Origin of the sequence: Pseudophaeobacter sp. EL27 (assembly GCF_900313025.1) — a bacterium.
Taxonomy (GTDB): domain Bacteria; phylum Pseudomonadota; class Alphaproteobacteria; order Rhodobacterales; family Rhodobacteraceae; genus Pseudophaeobacter.
In genome coordinates this window covers 260331-278623 of sequence record NZ_OMPQ01000011.1, presented here as the reverse complement: position 1 = coordinate 278623, position 18293 = coordinate 260331, and the positions used below count along the sequence as shown (strand labels likewise).

Sequence of the window (18293 nt, the reverse complement as noted above, 5' to 3'; positions counted from 1 at the left end):
ACAGCAATTAGCTGCTTGCAACAGCCGCGCCAACCAGGACGAGCAGCAGCAGTGGCAGCAGGATGCCGCTGGAAGAGCTGGTTGCAGCTTCTTCGATTACTACGGGCTCAACGATTGGCTCAGCCAGGTTGCCAGCAGAAGCGGTGGATGCAGCGGCGGTCAGAGCGGCTGCGAGTACAAGTTTGTTCATGTTAACCTCCAGAATTAGCGCAGACCCAAAAATGGCCTACGCACCCAAGACTTACCTCGTGATTTTTTCTAACCAGTAAAGCCTCGGAATTGCAATTGCTTGTTGGTATTTTCCAACCCTCGAAACGCAGTATGTCGTCAAATTAGCAACACTTGCGTTCCAACCTTTGCCACCTCAAACAGTTCCGCAATATGCTCGTTGTAGAGCCCGATACAGCCATTGGAAGACTTGCGGCCAATCTTGCGTGTATCATGGGTTCCGTGGATCCGATAGTACTTCCACCCCAGGTATAAAGCATGTGTTCCCAATGGGTTATCTGGACCGGGTGGGATATAGGCCGGCCATTCCGGATTGCGCTTGCGCATGTTCGGCGTTGGCGCCCAGCCGGGACCATCCACTTTGCGGGTAATTGATGTACGCCCCCTGCGTGTCAGGTCATTCGACAACGGAACAGATGAGGGGAAAAGTCTGTAGTTATTCCCATCTTCAGACCAATAGTGCAAAGCGCGGCTGTCGATATCGACAAGAATCGCCCCTTTGCGCAGATGATCGAAATACGGTTGCCAGCGTTTTGACCGGAAAGCAGAGATATTCCGCTTTACTGGCGGCTCTGGCTCGGGGGGCGGGCGTAGCGGATCAAAAGCCTGTTCTTCTTGTGGTTCTTCAAGCACTTGCGACAAAGCAGGTGAGGCTATCAGGGCCGCTGAACCGGCCAAAAACTGTCGGCGGGAACCACCGTTGAAAAGAGATCGTGTCATCTGAAAATATCCTGCGCGTTTTCATCAGGGTTGGTCGCCATAGTATGACCGGAAAGCCGCAGTCGCAAATCAAACCATGAGTTTTCTGTGCGGATTTCCCCGGGCCTGTTTGCGCAGCTGCCACAGGATAGGCTAAGTGCTTGGACGAACGATAGAGCGAGACAAAAGATGAAGCGTGTATTTCTGATCCTGATGGCCGCCACTCTGGCTTTGGCCGCGGCCTGCACGCCAACAACCGAGAACGGAAGCGGCGGTTCCGCCTATCGCATCCGAAATGCCGACAAGGTGCAGCTGCGGATGCTGGATTCTGTCAACGCGCTGCGTCAGGCCTCAACCGCACCGCAGGTTCAACTGAACGCCCAGCTAAATGCGGCCGCCGCCACCCATTCCCGTGACATGTCGGTACAGAACCGGCCCTGGCACTTTGGCTCCGATGGATCCTCCCCCTTGGACCGGGTTGCACGCACCGGATATGTCGGATCTGTTCAGGGCGAGAATATCTCTGAAACCTACGAGAATGAGCTGCAAACGCTTACCGCCTGGATGGAAGAGGCCAGCACCCGCGCAGTGATTCTGGATCCAAAGGCCACCAATATGGGCTTCTCCTGGTTCCAGGAGCCCAATGGCAAAATCTGGTGGACACTGGTGATGGCGAACTAAGCCAGCAGCAAAAACTCAACACAGCAAAAAGGGGCCGCAGGGCCCCTTCTTTCATGGCGGAAACAGATTTCAGCGCCGCGAGGTGCTACGCCCGCAGTGCGATCGGCGTGCCATCACGCACCATGGCGTAGATTTCCTCGATCTCTTCGTTGCTTACAGCGATACAGCCTGCGGTCCAGTCCGACACCCGCGCGGCGCGTTTGCGGTCTTTTTCATTGTTCGGCTCACCGTGAATGAAAATCTCACCCCCGGGGCGTTTCCCCAAGGCACTGGCATGGGCACGGTCCTCGGCGTTCGGGTAAGAGATGCCAAGCGACAGATGAAAGGCGCTGTTGGGATTACGGCGGTTGATGCGATACAGCCCCTCCGGGGTCTTACCATCGCCTTCAATACGTTTGTGGCCAAGCGGCGCAAAGCCGAGGTCCATTTTATATTCGCGCAGGATATCCTCATCGTTCAACAGGTAAACCTTGCGCGCCCCCTTGTTGACCACAACGCTGGTCACCTCTGGCCCGTCATAGGTTTTGAACCGGCTCACTTGCGGGCCTCTGCCACAGCCTGCCACAGCCAGGCTGGCAACTGCCGTTAATCCAAATACGCGTCTATCCATGTCTTTTTCCTGTTTGGCCTGCTCGCCTTTTTTAGCGCCATACCCCGAATCGGCAAAATTTCAAAATCACAACTTGCTGTTTGACGCCTCAACAGCGGAGCCCTTAGCGGCCTTGGCCACATGCAGCTGCGCCTCAATCGCCTTCAAACGTTCCAGCACCTCATCACGGTAGGCATCGGTGCGCTCGCCTTCTTCGGCGGAATGGGCGTCCTGCATCGAATTCACGATCAGACCCACCAGCAGGTTCACCACGGCAAATGTCGTCACCATGATAAAGGGCACAAAGAAGGCCCAGGCGTGAGGATAAACCTCCATCACCGGCCGCACGATCCCCATCGACCAGCTTTCCAATGTCATGATCTGGAACAGCGAATAGCCTGATTGCCCCAGGGTGCCAAACCACTGTGGAAAGCTGTCACCAAAGAGTTTGGTGGCCATCACTGAGCCGATATAGAAGATGATCGCCATCAGCAAAAACACCGAGCCCATGCCCGGCAGCGCGGTAACAAAACCCTCGACCACCCGACGTAGGCTGGGGGCGACGGAAATCACCCGCAGCACCCGCAGAATGCGCAACGCCCGGAGCACAGAGAACCCCTGCGCGCCTGGCACCAGAGCAACGCCAACGATCACAAAATCAAACAGGCTCCAGCCACTGAGGAAGAATTTGAACCGCCGCACGATAAGTTTGAGCGCGATTTCGACAATAAAGACGCCAAGGCAGATCTTGTCGATCAGATGGATCAGCCCGCCAGCCCGCGCCATTGCCATGTCAGAGGTTTCAAGCCCCAGAGTCACCGCATTGATCATGATCACCACCATGATGAAGCGGGTAAACCGGGTGTCTTCCAAAAGTCCGTTCAGGCGATCAATCACTGTCGTCAGGCTCCGTTAGGCTTTGCAGTCGCATTGGGGGTTGGATCAGTCATCCAGTGTAAAACTGGCTACCACTTCGGTATGGGCAGACCATCGGAACTGGTCAACAACCTGCACCCAGTTGAGGCGATAGCCTGCCGACACCAGGGTCTTTGCATCGCGGGCAAAGGTCACAGGATTGCAGGAGACATAGGCGATCACCGGCATCCGGGTCTCCGCCAGCTGGGCCACCTGGGTCTCGGCCCCGGCGCGCGGCGGATCAATCACTGCCGCCTCATAAAAGGCGCCAAAGGGTTTCAGATCTTCCGGCAACAGCGGGTTGCGGAACAGATCCCGCACCTCAGCTGTGATCTTCTTCAGCCCCCGGGCCTGACGCCAGCCATTTTCCAGCGCCTCGATCATCGCGGGCTCGCTTTCCAGCGCCAGAACCTCAGCATTGGCGGCGAGTGGTAGTGAAAAGGTGCCGCAGCCGGCAAAGAAATCAACGATCCGCTTGGCGCCCTTGGTGATCTCCAGAACCCCAGCGAGCAGCGCCGCTTCGCCATCGCGGGTGGCCTGCAGGAACGAGCCCGCCGGGGTACAGACCCGCGCGGCTCCAAAGGCCTGCAAGGGCGGCTGCTCCATCGCTACCTGCTCATCCTCCCAGGTCAGGCGGGCAACACCGTGCTGCCCCGCCAGTTCCGCCAGGGCACTACGCAACGCGCTATCCAGGGGTTTTCCGTCGCGCACCAATACATCCAGCCCGGTTTCAGAGGTGGTCAGCGTCACCGACAGCGGCGTCTTGCGGCTGGCCCCTGCCATCGCCAGGGCCTCGGCCAGGGGAATGGCGACAATCAGATCCGGGTCCAGCAACTGGCAATCCGGGATCGGCGTAATCACCCCCGAGGCGCGACCATGAAACCCGGCCATGGCTCCCTTTTTGGTGCGCCGCACCGCCAGGGTCGCGCGGCGGCGCGACTGTGCAGGTGAGGTATGAATGGGGCGAAACCTGGTCTCCAGCCCCTGCGCCTGCAGCGCCTTTTCCACGATCCCCAGCTTCCAGCTGGCGACAAAATCATCGCTGGCATGCTGCAACTGGCAACCACCGCAAGATTTGTAGTGGCGGCACGGCGCCGCAATGCGGTGCTCTGACGGGGTCTCGATACGGATATCCGTCAATTGCGTGCCCTCTTGCACGCCGCTGACCTGCTCATCCGGCAGGCAACGGGGGGCATAAAGCGGGCCATGGGCGACTCCGTCACCTTGATGGCCCAATCGAAGGATGGTTGCTGTGGTTCTGGCTACATCTGTCATTCGGGCTAGATAGCGACTGTGGCCCCATGAAAAAAGGCAAAAACCCACATTCACAGAGAAAGCCGGGGTTTTGGTGCTGTTGGTGGTGCTTTTGGCAAATTCACTCCGCCGCGGCAGTGTCTTCCGCGTCGGTGCAGATGAACCCGCCGGACTGACGCGCCCAGAACTGGGCATAGAGCCCGCCCGAGGCCAACAGTTCTGCATGGCTGCCGACTTCGGCAATCTGCCCCTGCTCCATCACGATGATCCGGTCCATTTCACTGAGGGTAGACAACCGGTGGGCAATCGCCAGCACCGTCTTGCCCTGCATCACCCGTTCCAGCGCCGTCTGGATCAGGGCCTCCACTTCGGAATCAAGCGCCGAGGTCGCCTCGTCCATGATCAGGATGGGTGCGTCTTTTAGAATTGCCCGTGCCAGGGCAATCCGCTGCCGCTGACCGCCCGACAGTTTCACACCGCGCTCCCCTAGGAAGGCGTCATAGCCCTGCCGCCTCTGCCCGTCTTCGAGGTCAAGAATGAACTCATGCGCCTCAGCCTGTTTGGCCGCCGCCACCAGCTCTTCTTCGCTGGCATCGGGACGCCCATAAAGGATGTTGTCACGCGCCGAGCGATTAAACATGGCGGTTTCCTGGGTGACCATGCCGATCTGACCGCGCAAAGAATCCTGCGTCACCCCGGCGATGTCCTGCCCGTCGATCAGGATCCTGCCATCTTCCCCGTCATAGAGCCGCAACAGCAGCGAAACGAGGGTTGATTTCCCCGCCCCCGAAGCACCAACGATGCCAAGTTTTTCGCCGGGGTTGATGGTCAAAGAGACATCGCGAATGCCGCCCACATTGCGCCCATAAGCAAAGCCGACAGAGTCGAATGTGATCGCCCCATCTGTGACCTGCAAAGACTCTGCTTCTTGCTGGTCTTCGACCCTATCCGGGCGGGTCAGGGTCTTCATACCGTTCTCAATCTCGCCAACGTTAGAGTAGATCGCCATCAGGGTGAAACTGACCCAGCCCGTCATCTGGGCAATCCGGATGGACACCGCACCAGCCGCGACGATATCGCCCTCCGTTGCCATGCCACTGCGCCACAACAGCAGGGTCGCGCCAATCAGCAGGACCGGCAACAGCCCCGCCAATGTCATCAGGCAAAATCGGAAACTGGCAGCGAGATAGCCAAACTCCAGCGCGGTGTCGCGGAATTTCGCCATGGCATCCTGGGCGCTGCGTTCCTCATGTGAGGCATGGGCGAACAGTTTAACGGTCTTGATATTGGTAATGCTGTCCACCACCTGCCCCGAGACCATCGCCCGCGCCCCGGCCCGCTTGCCCGACCGCTGACGCACCCGTGGCAGGAAGTAGCGGATCAGGGCAAAATAACCGACCAGCCAGAGCAGAAACAACAGGGTTATGCGATAATCAATTGCGCCCAGCAGCGCCACTGAGCCCAGCAAGGAGGCCAGAGCAAAGGCCACCACATTGATCATCTCGGTCGCAACCGAGGTCACCGCCGAGGCTGTCTGCATCTGTTTCTGTGCGATGCGCCCCGCAAAGTCATCGTCAAAAAACCGAACCGATTGGCCCAGAGTCCAGCGATTGAGCCGCGACAGCACCAATGGGTTCACATTGGGCTGTACCACAATCGCGTTGGAGGCTGCCGACAGACCAAAGAGCACCGGACGCACCAGCATGAAAAAGCCCAGCGCGCCGAGGATCACCAAAAGATTGCCCATGGTGAAAAAGGCCTCGGGCCCGCTGGAGAGCGCCGTATCAATCACCAGCCCCAGAAAATAGGCAGTCCCCGCCTCCATTGCGCCAGCAAACCCCGAAATTGCCGCTGCCAGGAAAAGCATCGGCCAGGCTCCGGCCAGAACCCAGCGCAAGAATCCGCCCAGATTCTGCGGCGGCGGGCCCTTGGCGGGCTGAAACGCGTCGATCAGATTGCCTAAGTTCATTCTGCTGCCTCGATATTCAAGAAACCACCGGACTGGCGCGCCCAGAACTGGGCATAAAGCCCTTGAGCCTGCAACAGCTCCTCATGGCTACCCTGCTCTGCGATCTGGCCTTGATCCAGTACCAGAATGCGGTCCATCCGTGCGATGGTGGACAGGCGATGTGCAATGGCGATCACCGTCTTGCCCTCCATCATGCCATAGAGGGTCTCCTGAATGGCGGCCTCCACTTCGGAATCCAGCGCCGACGTGGCCTCATCCAGCAACAGGATCGGGGCATCCTTCAGGATCACCCGCGCCAGGGTGATGCGCTGCCGCTGCCCCCCCGAGAGTTTCACGCCGCGCTCACCCACATGGGCGTCATAGCCACGCCGCCCCTGGGGGTCCTCAAGATCCAGAATGAACTCATGCGCCTGCGCCTGTTTCGCAGCGGCCAGAATCTGCTCTTCACTGGCATCGGGGCGACCATAGAGCAGGTTGTCCCGCACCGAGCGATGCAACAGTGCACTATCCTGCTGCACCATGCCGATCTTGCTGCGCAGACTGTCCTGGGTGACGGCAGCAATATTCTGACCATCCACCAGAATTTGCCCCGCATCCGGATCATAAAATCGCAACAGCAGCTTGACCAAGGTTGACTTGCCCGCACCCGATCGCCCCACCAGACCGATCTTTTCCCCCGGTCTAATTGTGATGTTTAGGCGGTCCAGGCCTCCGGCTGCGCGGCCATAGTGATGTGACAGATCACTCAGCACAACTTCGCCCTTGGTCAGCTGCAACGGTTGTGCCTGTTCAACATCCACCAGATCAACGGGCTGGGCGATGGTATCCATCCCCTCGGCCACCACACCAAGCTGGCGGAAGAACGAGGTCAGCGCCCACATGATCCAGCCGGTCATGGCGTTGAGCCGCAGAGTCAGCGCCGTTGCCGCCGCCACAACCCCGGCCGAGGCAGAGCCGATCATCCACAGATGCAGCGCCCAGCCAACCACGCCAACAATCAGCAACCCGTTCAGTGAAACCAGTACCGCATCCATCACGGTAAAGATGCGCATTTCTTTCTGAAAGGTCTCCCGCGTCTTCTCAATCGCCTCTTTGGCATAGTTGAGCTCGCGGTCATCATGGGCAAACATCTTGACCGAATGGATGTTGGAATAGCTGTCCACCACCCGGCCCGTCACGGTTGATCGCGCGTCTGATGCGGCCTGACTGGCCGGCCCCACCCGCTGGATTGTCCAGCGCACCAGCAGGGCATAAAGCGCAAACCAGATCAGCAGGGGTAGCATCAATCGCGGGTCCGCAACCGTCAGCATAATGGCCGCACCCACCAGATAGGCCAGTGAAAATGTGATGGCATCAAAGACCTGAAACACCACTTCACCCGCCGCTGGCGGTGTCTGCATGATCCGGTTGGCAATCCGGCCGGCAAAGTCATTCTCGAACCAAGAGACCGACTGGCGCAGCACATGTTTATGGGCCCGCCAGCGGATCAAAGTACCAAAGTTCGGCAGAATGGTATTGTTGAGCAGCAGCACATCCGCCAATTGCAGCAAGGGCCGCAGCAGCAGGATGAACAGCGCCACCAGGATCAGCTCCGTGCCATAGCTCTGCCAAACCTGCTCCGGCGGGTTCGACAGCAGGTCAACCACCCGCCCCATGTAGTAGATCAGGCCGATTTCGATCGCTGCCACGATGACAGACATACAGGCAGTGAGGACAAAGACCGCCTTAAACGGCTGCGAATACTCCTTTAGAAAGGGCCAAAGCCGCGTTGGCGGCTGATCCGTTTCGGGGTAGTCGCAATAGGGGTCAATGAGGTTTTCAAAAAAGCGAAACATGTCAGGGTGCTCCAGTCACTTGAGCAAATAAGGAATGCAGAAATGTATGCAAGGGGCGAAACCGTGCCCCCATCAAAACGGGCGGTACGGCCTTAGCTAAACCAGATCCCGTAATACATTCGCAGTCCTCCCGGCATGATTGTTTTGGCTAAGCCCGAATTAGCCACAGATTTTGCGGCCTGTCACCCCGGTTTTGAAAAACAGCACAGCACTGCGCCGCGGATGTGGCGCTATTTCAACTGTTGCAGCAGCTCAGCCTTGCTGAGCGTAAAGCCCGATGCGATCCAGGCGCTTTCGAGCTGTTTCAGGGCGGCCCCCAGGGCGGCGCCCGAAAGATCGGGCATCAGATCAGCGGCCTTAAGGGGGTAAACGGCCTCGGCTCCGCGCGCCAGATCAGAGCCTAAATCGGGTGAAACGGGCTGTTCCAGCCGGGCAGCACGCAGCACGGTGGCTTGCAGTGCGATGCCACGCCCCAACCGATAGCTCAGTTCAGCGGCGGCAACCGTACCAGTGGAAGCCTCTCGCAATTGCACCAAAAGACGCAATGCGGCCTTACTCAGCCGCAAATGCTGCTGCAGCTCTGCACCGCCCAGCGCTGCCAGCCGACAGATCGGATCAAGGCTGATGTCGCGGCCTTGATACTGCCCCTGAAGGTGGATCAAAGGGGCCAGTGCACGGTCATCGGTGCCCGGCAGGATCTGCCCCAAAACACCAATCTGCCGCATCACCGCAATCGCAGGGGCCGGATCAGGAGCGCCCAGCAGTTTCAGAACCTCGCCAGTGATCCTCTCCAGTGACAGCTGCGACAGCCCCTCCAGGTTCTCTGCGATTGCCGCAAGGGCCTCGGGATCAAAGCCCGCCTCGGTGTTGCCATACCAGGCGTGGAACCGGAAATAGCGCAGCGTCCGCAGATAGTCTTCGCGAATGCGGTTTTCTGCGGTGCCAATAAAGCGAACCCGGCGCGCTGTCAGGTCGGTCAGCCCGCCTAAGGGATCCACAATCGTGCCATCGGGACGGGCATAGATCGCGTTCATGGTGAAATCGCGCCGTGCCGCGTCCTCGGCAATCTCTTTGGAAAAGGCAACCACGGCGCGGCGGCCATCGGTGGCGACATCCTTGCGAAAGGTGGTCACCTCATGCGGGATCTGGTTTTTCACCAGCGTTACCGTGCCATGCTCGATTCCGGTTGGAATCGCCTTGATCCCGGCGGATTTGGCCAGGGCCAGCACCTGCTGTGGGGTGGCGTCGCTGGCAATATCAATGTCTGAGACCGGCACCCCGATCAGTGCATTGCGCACGCATCCCCCCACAAAGAAAGCCTGCGCTCCCTGGGCCGTCAGCGCGGCGCAGACGCTCTGCGTGGCGGGGTCACGCAACCAGGCTTCCCCCGCGAGATTCATCGCTGCATTGCCCCGGCCAGATTGCGCAGCATCCGCGCCGTTGCGCCCCAGATGTAATAGGGACCAAAGGGCACCGTGTAGTAATGCCGCCGGGTGCCACGCCAGCTGCGGGATTCGATAATGTAGTTTTTGCTGTCCAACAGATGCGCCAGTGGCACCGAAAAGACCTCAGCCACTTCCCCCGCCTCGGGGCGGATCTCAAAGGGCTCGTGCAGCAGCGCCACCACAGGGGTAACCTGAAAGCTGGTCACGGTCTCATGGCAGGGCAAATGGCCAATGATCTCTGGCAACTCCCTTGGCAGGCCAATCTCTTCCCAGGCCTCCCGCAGGGCTGCAGCGGTGACATCCGCATCACCTGCATCCACCTTGCCGCCGGGAAAGGCGATCTGCCCCGGGTGATGTTTCAGGGCCGAAGAGCGCTTGGTGAGAATGACCCGAGGCGCATCCTCTACCAGTGAGATCGCCACCAAAACACCGGCAGGGCGCAGTGTGCGCCCGCCGGGCACGGCGAGATCGGGGTTGAGATCAAAATCAGATGATCCCCCCCCTTGATCCGCCAACGCGGCTTTCAGGTTCTGCCGCAGATCAGTCACCCGCAGCAGTTTCCGCTTCAAAGCCAACCGTCTTGGGGTCCAGATCGTAATGGGCGCTGCAGAACTGGCAATCCGCCGTCACACGCCCCTCATCTGTGGTCATGGTGGCGATGTCCTTGGCCGAATAGATCGACAGGCTTTGGCGCACGCGTTCCTCAGAGCAGGTGCAGCCAAAATGAACTGCCTGCGCATCATAGACCCGTGGCTCTTCCTCATGGAACAAACGCAGCAACAACTCGGTTGGGGTCACAGAGGGGCCGATCAGTTCCAGCTCCTCAACAGTGCTCAGCAGGGTGTTGACGCGATTCCAGTTTTCTTCCGCTTCACCTTCGACCAGATCCTCTGGCTTCAGGCTCTCACCTGTGCCCTCAGCGTCTGAGGCCACAAAGGGCGAGGCCTTGGGCATATGCTGCATCATCACACCACCGGCGCGCCAATGTTCTGCAACCCCGGGACTGGAAGATTTTCCATAGGTCAGGGTAAAAGTCGTTGGCAGCTGCTCGGATTGGGCAAAATAGGCCCCGGCACAGGCGGCAAGCGATTCGCCATCCAGCGCAGCGATGCCCTGATAAGGGGTGGTGTCTTCACCCTGATTGATCATCACGGCAAAATACCCCTCACCCACCTGATCAAAGGGGGCGGCATCGGTCAGCCGATCAGCATCATAGCTGGCATAGGCGCGAATGCGGGCCGGTTCGCCCTCGCTCTCGGGGGCATAGTAATCGGTGGCAATCATCCGCACCGGACCTTTGGACTGAACCTGCAGCGACAATTTCCAACGCAGCTTGATGGTCTGCCCGATCATCGCGGTCAGCAGCGCCATCTCTGCCACCAGGGCTTCAACCTGCGGCGGATAGTTGTGCTGCTTCAAGATGCCATCAAGTGCAGAATCAAGCCGCACCACACGGCCCCGCATATCGGAAGCATCAAGCTGAAAAGGCAGGACGGTATCGTCCCATGCGATTTTTGATCCAAGAGTCATTTTTGATCCAACGGTCATGGGGGTTTCCTTAGGCGCCGGTGATTGGCATATCGAGCCTATATAGGGTTTTCCACGATAGAGTGAAGGGGGCGCAGATGATCAGGCGATTTGGCGAGGTGCCACGGCAAAATCAAAGGTATCGCATGCGCCCCGGCGCCTATGCAATTCTGCCCCGCCAGGGCCGGGTTTTGCTGACCTGTCAGCTAGATCCGCACCCGGATATTCAACTGCCCGGCGGCGGCATAGATCCCGGGGAATCGCCCCTGCCCGCCCTGCACCGCGAGGTCCTGGAAGAAACCGGCTGGTCCATCGGCGCCCCCAAAAGGCTCGGCGCATTCCGCCGCTATACCTTCATGCCAGAATACGATCTCTGGGCGGAAAAACTATGCCATATCTACCTGGCACGCCCTCTGCGCAAAATCGGCCCACCAGCTGAAACAGGTCATCAGGCGATCTGGATGGCACCCCAAGAAGCGCTTCGCCGCCTCGGCAATGCGGGTGATCGCCATTTTGCAAATCTGTTCTTTTCGCACCTCTAGGCCAGGGCAACGATCCGTTTGCTATGATAACATTCGAATTCGGGCGTGACCGCAGACCGCTTTGCGGTCTGCCCGGCCCAACAAGAGCGGATTATCTTTGATAATCTGACGATTGGCGGGAGCCCCCCTGTCCTTGAACAGCAATCACCTCTGGTTTCAACGCTTCAACGCGCAAAAACCCGAGGCTTCAGGGGCCTTCGTATTCAAATAGGGTTGCAGAAACATCATCCTCCAACCCATATTCTTGCGACATGATCTGAGTAAGGTTCCAATAGAGGTCATCCAGGAATTCTTTGCCACTCTGTCGCGCGTCGCATTTGCCGATCAGCTCCAGCAGGCCTTCGACCTCAAGCATCTCGCCATTCTCCAGCCGCGCCTCGGTAAAGCCATCGGAATAAAGCAACAACCGGTCGCCCTTCTCCAAAACAACCTCTTCCTGGCTATAACTGATATCCGGCACCAGCCCGATTGGAACACCACCTTTGCCCAGGAACTCGGTGGTGCCATCGCGCCGCAGCAGCAGCGGATGTGGATGTCCAGCCTGCACCATCTTCAGCACACCGCTGCGCAGATCCACGATGCAATAGGCCATGGTGAAATATTCTTCGATGCCAGTATCCGCGATCAGACGTGCGTTCAGCAAACGCGCCACCTCATCCGGTTGGCGCAGCGCGTAAAACCGTTTGAAGCGTTGTTCCATCCCGACATTCTGATCAAAATAGGTCGAGGACAGATAGCCGCCCAGACGGGCCGTCATCATTGCTGAGGTAATACCATGTCCGGAAACATCTATCGAATAAAAGCCGATCCGGTTCACGCCGGGGCAAAACATGCCCACCAGATCGCCACCGATATGACCACAGGGTTTTAGCAACAGGCTAACGGTAGAAGACCCAAACTGTTTTGAGAGTTCGGGCACCAGTGATTCCTGGATCTTGCGGGCTTGAATGAGATCCTTGTCGATCGCGTCATAGACGTTCTGCAACTCATCCAGAGTATCAGAAACGATCCGGTTCTTTTCTGACAGCTCCCGCTGCATCTTCAAAATACGTTCGCCGGCAGAGATCCGGGCCCGCAGCTCATCCGAGCTCACAGGTTTGGTCAGGAAATCATCTGCGCCCGCATCCAGACCTTCGGCGACTTCGTTCTTCTCGCTTTTCGAGGTCAGGAGAATAAAATAGGCATAATTGTCTTTGGACTGTTCCCGAAAAGCATGGCAAAACTCCAGACCATTCATTCCCGGCATCATCCAATCGCTGAGAATCAGATCAGGCGGATCCTCGCGGCAGATCTCCATCGCCGCTTCTCCGCTTTCGGCTTCAACAACGTCAAAACCCCACTTCTGCAAAGAGGCCACCAGAATTCGACGCTGCAAACGGCTGTCGTCAACAACCAACACACGGCTGATCGACCCGCTCATAGCGTGTTCCTCGTTGTCCAGTGAACTGTCTGGCAGCACCCTCGGTACCTCTTACAAAATGGTCGCGGTCTAGTCTCTGCTGTCACTATCAGGGCAGACCTTTAATAGGATATGAATATTGCAAATTGTCTGTGGCCACGTTTTCACCATAAATTTACTAGTTACAACCTATCTGTCTCTCTCAGACTGAAGGCAAATAGGAACACACAATGATTGATTGGCCTCGGGTTAAAGAGCTGAAAGACGAGATTGGGTCAGATGACTTCGGCGAAGTTGTGGAACTTTTTTTGGAAGAAGTCGAAGAAATTATCGAAAAACTTCGTGGCGATGATCGTGGTCAGCTCGAACAGGACCTGCATTTCCTCAAAGGCAGTGCGTTGAATCTCGGGTTTGACAGCTTTTCACAACTCTGCCAGCAAGGCGAACGCCAGTCTGCAGAAGGCAGCGCCAGCCAAGTCGACCTGCCTGCAATTTTGGCTATGTTTGACACCTCAAAACAGGTTTTTCTCGCCGAACTCCCCACTCTCGCGTAGGTCTACAACTACCACACAGACGGCATGAAGATCTGATCATTTACAAACATATCATAAGCTTACCAATTATGCAGTGAACCTTCTAACACTCCCGATTCTTGCAATCTTCCTGGATCAGCCGCAGCCATCAGGCAACCAGGGGACATTTGGGAGGTTGCGAAAAATCACGGGCGATACAATGCCTGCAAAAGTCCTTTGCTTCGGTCCCTCTGTCGCCGCAGGCATCAAATCAGAAACTGCGCCAATGTCTCATCATTGGTGATATCTGTGTAGGACATGCCCGCCGCGTCCAACCGCGCAAAAAACTCTGTGAAGTTTTCTGGCCGCTTGGTTTCAATCCCGATCAGTACCGATCCAAAATTTCGGGCAGATTTCTTCAGATACTCGAATCTTGCGATGTCATCCTCAGGCCCCAGCATGCCAAGGAACTCTTTCAGCGCCCCGGGGCGTTGAGGCAGGCGCAGTAAAAAATATTTTTTTATGCCAGAATATCGCTGTGCCCGCTCTTTGACCTCTGGCAGGCGCTCAAAATCGAAGTTTCCGCCAGAGGTAACGCAGACAACGGTCTTGCCGCGAATCCAGCTCCGCAGATCGCCCAGCGCCTCGACCGCCAGGGCCCCGGCAGGTTCCAGAACGATTCCCTCGACGTTCAACATCTCGATCATCGTGGTGCAGACCCGGTCCTCTGGCAGCGCGATGACATCGGGCAAAGGCACGTGTCTGAGCAACTCAAAAGGGCGTTGCCCCAACCGCCCCACCGCTGCACCATCGACAAAGGTATCGACCTTTTCCAGGGGCACAGGGCGTCCAGCCGTCAGCGCTGCGCGTAGACAAGCACCGCCGGCAGGTTCCACAAAAAGACTATGTACCCGATCGCCAAACCAACTGGTGACCCCGGCAGACATGCCGCCGCCGCCAACTGGCAGAATCACATGATCCGGCACCCGGCCCAATTGCGCCTCGATTTCCACCGCGATGGAGCTTTGACCCTCAATCACATCGGCATCATCAAAGGGCGACAGGAAATGCCCACCTTCACGGGCGCACCAATCCTGCGCCGCCGACAGGGTGTCGTCAAAATAGTCGCCGACCAAGTGGATTTCGACATTGTCGCCACCAAAAATGCGGGTTTTCTGGATCTTCTGCTGCGGCGTGGTCACCGGCATAAAGATCACACCTTTGACGCTCATATGTTTGCACATGAAGGCGACGCCCTGAGCGTGATTTCCCGCCGAGGCGCAGACAAACAGCTGCTGATCCTGCTGCTTGCGCATGGCATTAAGCGCACCGCGAATTTTGTAAGAGCGAACCGGGCTCAGATCCTCGCGCTTGAGGTAGATATCCGCGCCGAACCGTTCGGACAGGTGGGCGTTTTTCTGTAGCGGCGTGGGCGGAAATACATCGCGCATCGCCGCCTCGGCCGCGCGGGCCTGGGTCATGAAATCAGTCATATCCCTTGAGTGGCGCAACCCCGCCCCCAAGGCAAGGGGGCAGGACCAAAGCATACCGAAGAATACCAATCCGGCTCTGTTAGATAGGGCGACCTTCGATGTAGTGGCCGTAGAGAGTGGTGAGGATGCTGACATTGACCAAAGACATGACCAACAACACCGCATAGACAAAAATCGGCCCTATGATTGGCACCAGCACAAAGAGTGCTGCCATGATGTTCAGCAGAAATTGGAACAAGAAACCAATGAACAGAAGCCCAACAATGGTCCAGGTTTCACCTGCAGTTACCTCCCATGATTCTTTGATCTTCAGTGGTTTACCGATGGCTGCAGCAGGAAGCACCGGCAACAGACGATAAAGCCCCACCACAGCGGCAAACATGAGGATAACTGCAAAAACGCTTGCAAGCATCGGTGAGACCGAACTTAAACCCATCATCACAATCGCTGCTGGGATCATCGCAATGAGCAACAAGATCCCGAGCATAATTGCATGGCCGATATAGGAGAGAATGCGGTCAAAGCGAAACGGCGGAACCCATCCCTGTGGGTATTCTTCTAGCAGCACAAAGCGGTGCCAGGAGGTCACGATCCAGAACATCATGACCATGACAAACACCCAGAGACCGACGAAAACCATCCAGCCCTGGGAGATCAACAGCCCCAGAGCCTGCTCATCCTGAAGGACAGAAACAGACACTCCGAGATATGAAAGCGCGGCAAAGACACCCGCAAATGCAATCACCACAGGCACCAGCCCAATCTGCATGGCTTGTTTCAGGTTGCGAAACACCATCCCAAAGGAATGGGCAAAAATCGACCAAGACTTCATCTAAATTCTCTCCAGCATAACAAATGAACTCAATTTCGCACGTTATGTCGCACGCTATGCGAGTGTGCAACAAAGGAAAATCCGTCGCAACAAGTCCCGGTTACACGCGCGGGTCATGAGAAATCACCGAAGTAAAGGTGAAAGCCCCCCGCGATACAAAGGTGGTCCACCGACGCTCTTCAGACTTCACGACCTTCAACCACAACGCCGTAGATGGACGTAAGAATACTAATACTCACCATGGCACAGGCGCAATTTACGATAGCGATAACCAGATCTCCAACAAGGGTGTTGAACGGAAGAACAGCCGCCCCGACTAGAGCAACCAACCCATAGTTGAACAGGTAGAACAGAGGCAGGATTGCCAATACAGAAACCGAGACGCCCGACGTTGCTTTCCAGGCCCCTTTCAGGGTCGCCTTTTCTCCCAAGGCCACGGCCGGAAAAAGCGGTGATAGCCTAGAAAAAACCCAACCAGCAAAGACAAAGCCAATTACACCCAATAAAAGATTGAATACAGATCCTTCGCCTTCCAGACCAAACAAAACACCCACAACTGTTGCAAGAGCAAACCCAGGGAGGAAAAATAAAAAGACAGCGCCCAAAATGGTCAAGCCGACCAGAATGCTGGCTCCGAAGTACTCGCGTATTCTCTTTCCGTTGAAGACGGGTATTAGCCCAGTCTCTTCTTCCAACAGGACATAACGATGCCAGGCAACTGCCACCCAGATGGCAACGAACACCTCCAGCAAGGACAAAGCCAGCAGAAACCCTAACCAACCCAATGATGCACCTTCAACACCCACCATCATTCCGCCAGTCCAGAGAAGCGTGACACATACAGAGAGGGCAATCAGAGGGGAAAAAACTCTGAGCGCAGTGTTGAAATTGCGGTTCAGCAAAAACACCGAATGGAGAAATATCTTCCAACCTGCCACGGTCAACATCCTTAAACACATACGCTCAATTCAAAATCTCCCTATGCGAGTTCACCACAAAGGAAAACCCCAGTAAACCTTGCCCTCACGTTCGAAACCCGCTATCGCCCAGTCGATCTGACTGAGAGGAAATTCCATGTCCGCGCCCAAGAAAGTTGTGCTGGCCTATTCCGGTGGCCTTGATACCTCAATCATCCTGAAATGGCTGCAGACCGAGTATGGCTGCGAAGTTGTCACCTTCACCGCCGATCTCGGCCAGGGTGAAGAGCTGGAGCCCGCCCGCCATAAGGCTGAGTTGCTCGGCATCAAACCCGAGAACATCTACATCGAAGACGTGCGCGAAGAGTTTGTGCGCGATTTTGTCTTCCCGATGTTCCGCGCCAATGCGGTCTATGAGGGTCTGTATCTGCTGGGTACCTCGATCGCGCGCCCGCTGATCTCCAAACGTCTGGTTGAGATCGCCGAAGCCACCGGCGCCGATGCGGTTGCCCATGGCGCCACCGGCAAGGGCAACGACCAGGTGCGTTTTGAACTGGCCGCCTATGCGCTGAACCCCGACATCAAGGTGATCGCGCCCTGGCGTGAGTGGGATCTGACCTCGCGCACCCGTCTCTTGGAGTTTGCCGAGCAGAACCAGATCCCCGTCGCCAAAGACAAGCGCGGCGAAGCGCCTTTCTCGGTGGATGCAAACCTGCTGCACACCTCCTCGGAAGGTAAGGTTCTGGAAGATCCCGCCGTCGAGGCACCCGATTACGTCTACCAGCGCACCGTTCACCCTGAGGACGCGCCCAACGAACCCGAATTCATCGAAATCGGCTTTGAAAAAGGCGACGCTGTCTCGATCAATGGTGAGGCCATGTCGCCCGCGACCATCCTGACCAAGCTGAATGAATACGGCGGCAAGCACGGCTGCGGTCGTCTCGACCTGGTTGAAGGCCGCTTTGTTGGCATGAAATCGCGTGGCATCTATGAGACCCCCGGCGGCACCCTGCTGCTGGAAGCGCACCGCGGTATCGAGTCCATCACTATGGACCGTGGCGCCATGCACCTCAAAGATGAGCTGATGCCAAAATATGCCGAGCTGATCTACAACGGCTTCTGGTATTCCCCTGAGCGCGAAATGCTGCAGGCCGCCATCGACGCCAGCCAGACTCATGTCACCGGCACCGTGCGTCTGAAGCTCTACAAGGGCTCCGCCACCTGCGTTGGCCGCTGGTCGGATCACACGCTCTACTCCGAGGCTCATGTGACCTTTGAAGAAGATGCCGGCGCCTATGACCAGACCGATGCGGCAGGCTTTATCCAGCTCAACGCACTGCGCCTGAAACTGCTGGCCGCCCGTGAGCGCCGCCTGAAGAAGTAGCACTCTGAGATATGATCGCTTTTTTGAAAGGGCCGCACCTAAGGGTGTGGCCCTTCTTGTTGTCAGCCACTA

The 18293-nt window shown here is 57.2% G+C and carries 18 protein-coding genes; 4 read left to right on the top strand and 14 right to left on the bottom strand.

The annotated features are described in order from the left end of the window. Positions 1–7: 7 nt before the first annotated feature. Together ED661_RS13765 and ED661_RS13760 are read right to left on the bottom strand one after the other, a co-directional pair. Positions 8–190 (bottom strand): hypothetical protein, encoded by a 183-nt coding sequence (locus tag ED661_RS13765; RefSeq protein WP_009810308.1) that lies wholly within the window; start codon positions 188–190, stop codon positions 8–10. Between the two features lie 137 nt (positions 191–327). Then, a complete protein-coding gene (locus tag ED661_RS13760; protein WP_122074487.1) occupies positions 328–948 on the bottom strand; it encodes a L,D-transpeptidase in 621 nt (206 codons plus the stop codon). A gap of 168 nt (positions 949–1116) precedes the next feature. On the opposite strand from ED661_RS13760, the gene ED661_RS13755 reads away from it, so the two are divergent. Next, entirely contained in the window at positions 1117–1608 is a 492-nt protein-coding gene (locus tag ED661_RS13755; RefSeq protein ID WP_122074486.1) for a CAP domain-containing protein, read from the top strand. Between the two features lie 85 nt (positions 1609–1693). Here the strand turns inward: ED661_RS13755 and ED661_RS13750 are convergent, their stop codons facing one another. The 8 genes from ED661_RS13750 to ED661_RS13715 form a co-directional block, all read right to left on the bottom strand. Beyond that, a complete protein-coding gene (locus ED661_RS13750) occupies positions 1694–2218 on the bottom strand; it encodes a murein L,D-transpeptidase family protein (RefSeq protein WP_122074485.1) in 525 nt (174 codons plus the stop codon). A gap of 66 nt (positions 2219–2284) precedes the next feature. Further along, a complete protein-coding gene (locus tag ED661_RS13745) occupies positions 2285–3094 on the bottom strand; it encodes an ion transporter (RefSeq protein WP_122074484.1) in 810 nt (269 codons plus the stop codon). A 45-nt stretch (positions 3095–3139) separates the two neighbouring features. After that, positions 3140–4387, bottom strand: coding sequence for a class I SAM-dependent RNA methyltransferase (locus tag ED661_RS13740; protein ID WP_122074664.1), 1248 nt, complete (start codon positions 4385–4387; stop codon positions 3140–3142). Positions 4388–4487: 100 nt separating this feature from the next. Beyond that, complete coding sequence (locus ED661_RS13735; protein WP_122074483.1) at positions 4488–6335, bottom strand: ABC transporter ATP-binding protein; 1848 nt, start codon at positions 6333–6335, stop codon at positions 4488–4490. After that, the gene (locus ED661_RS13730) at positions 6332–8170 is read right to left on the bottom strand and encodes an ABC transporter ATP-binding protein (RefSeq protein ID WP_122074482.1); all 1839 of its coding nucleotides are present in this window, start codon (positions 8168–8170) and stop codon (positions 6332–6334) included. The genes ED661_RS13735 and ED661_RS13730 overlap by 4 nt, the downstream gene beginning before the upstream one ends. A gap of 230 nt (positions 8171–8400) precedes the next feature. Next, entirely contained in the window at positions 8401–9570 is a 1170-nt protein-coding gene (locus tag ED661_RS13725) for a CCA tRNA nucleotidyltransferase (RefSeq protein ID WP_122074481.1), read from the bottom strand. Next, positions 9567–10163, bottom strand: coding sequence for a CoA pyrophosphatase (locus ED661_RS13720; protein WP_122074480.1), 597 nt, complete (start codon positions 10161–10163; stop codon positions 9567–9569). The genes ED661_RS13725 and ED661_RS13720 overlap by 4 nt, the downstream gene beginning before the upstream one ends. Then, positions 10156–11145, bottom strand: coding sequence for an Hsp33 family molecular chaperone HslO (locus tag ED661_RS13715; protein ID WP_122074663.1), 990 nt, complete (start codon positions 11143–11145; stop codon positions 10156–10158). Before ED661_RS13715 ends, ED661_RS13720 begins: the two co-directional genes overlap by 8 nt. Before the next feature lie 95 nt (positions 11146–11240). Here ED661_RS13715 and ED661_RS13710 point away from each other — a divergent pair, with 95 nt between their 5' ends. After that, complete coding sequence (locus ED661_RS13710) at positions 11241–11684, top strand: NUDIX hydrolase (RefSeq protein ID WP_122074479.1); 444 nt, start codon at positions 11241–11243, stop codon at positions 11682–11684. 187 nt (positions 11685–11871) lie between these two features. Here the strand turns inward: ED661_RS13710 and ED661_RS13705 are convergent, their stop codons facing one another. Further along, entirely contained in the window at positions 11872–13143 is a 1272-nt protein-coding gene (locus ED661_RS13705) for a PP2C family protein-serine/threonine phosphatase (RefSeq protein WP_122074478.1), read from the bottom strand. A 170-nt stretch (positions 13144–13313) separates the two neighbouring features. Here ED661_RS13705 and ED661_RS13700 point away from each other — a divergent pair, with 170 nt between their 5' ends. Beyond that, positions 13314–13637 carry an Hpt domain-containing protein gene (locus ED661_RS13700; RefSeq protein ID WP_122074477.1) on the top strand — a complete coding sequence of 108 codons (324 nt, stop codon included), beginning with the start codon at positions 13314–13316 and terminating at the stop codon, positions 13635–13637. A 224-nt stretch (positions 13638–13861) separates the two neighbouring features. On the opposite strand, the gene ilvA is transcribed toward ED661_RS13700, so the two are convergent. From ilvA to ED661_RS13685, 3 genes are all read right to left on the bottom strand, one after another. Continuing rightward, a complete protein-coding gene (ilvA, locus tag ED661_RS13695) occupies positions 13862–15088 on the bottom strand; it encodes a threonine ammonia-lyase IlvA (protein WP_122074476.1) in 1227 nt (408 codons plus the stop codon). A gap of 79 nt (positions 15089–15167) precedes the next feature. Further along, positions 15168–15920 carry a threonine dehydratase gene (locus tag ED661_RS13690; protein ID WP_122074475.1) on the bottom strand — a complete coding sequence of 251 codons (753 nt, stop codon included), beginning with the start codon at positions 15918–15920 and terminating at the stop codon, positions 15168–15170. A 179-nt stretch (positions 15921–16099) separates the two neighbouring features. Continuing rightward, entirely contained in the window at positions 16100–16858 is a 759-nt protein-coding gene (locus ED661_RS13685) for an argininosuccinate synthase (RefSeq protein ID WP_371412445.1), read from the bottom strand. 136 nt (positions 16859–16994) lie between these two features. Here ED661_RS13685 and ED661_RS13680 point away from each other — a divergent pair, with 136 nt between their 5' ends. After that, on the top strand, positions 16995–18221 hold the full coding sequence (locus ED661_RS13680; protein ID WP_122074473.1) for an argininosuccinate synthase: 1227 nt from the start codon (positions 16995–16997) through the stop codon (positions 18219–18221). Positions 18222–18293 lie beyond the last annotated feature (72 nt).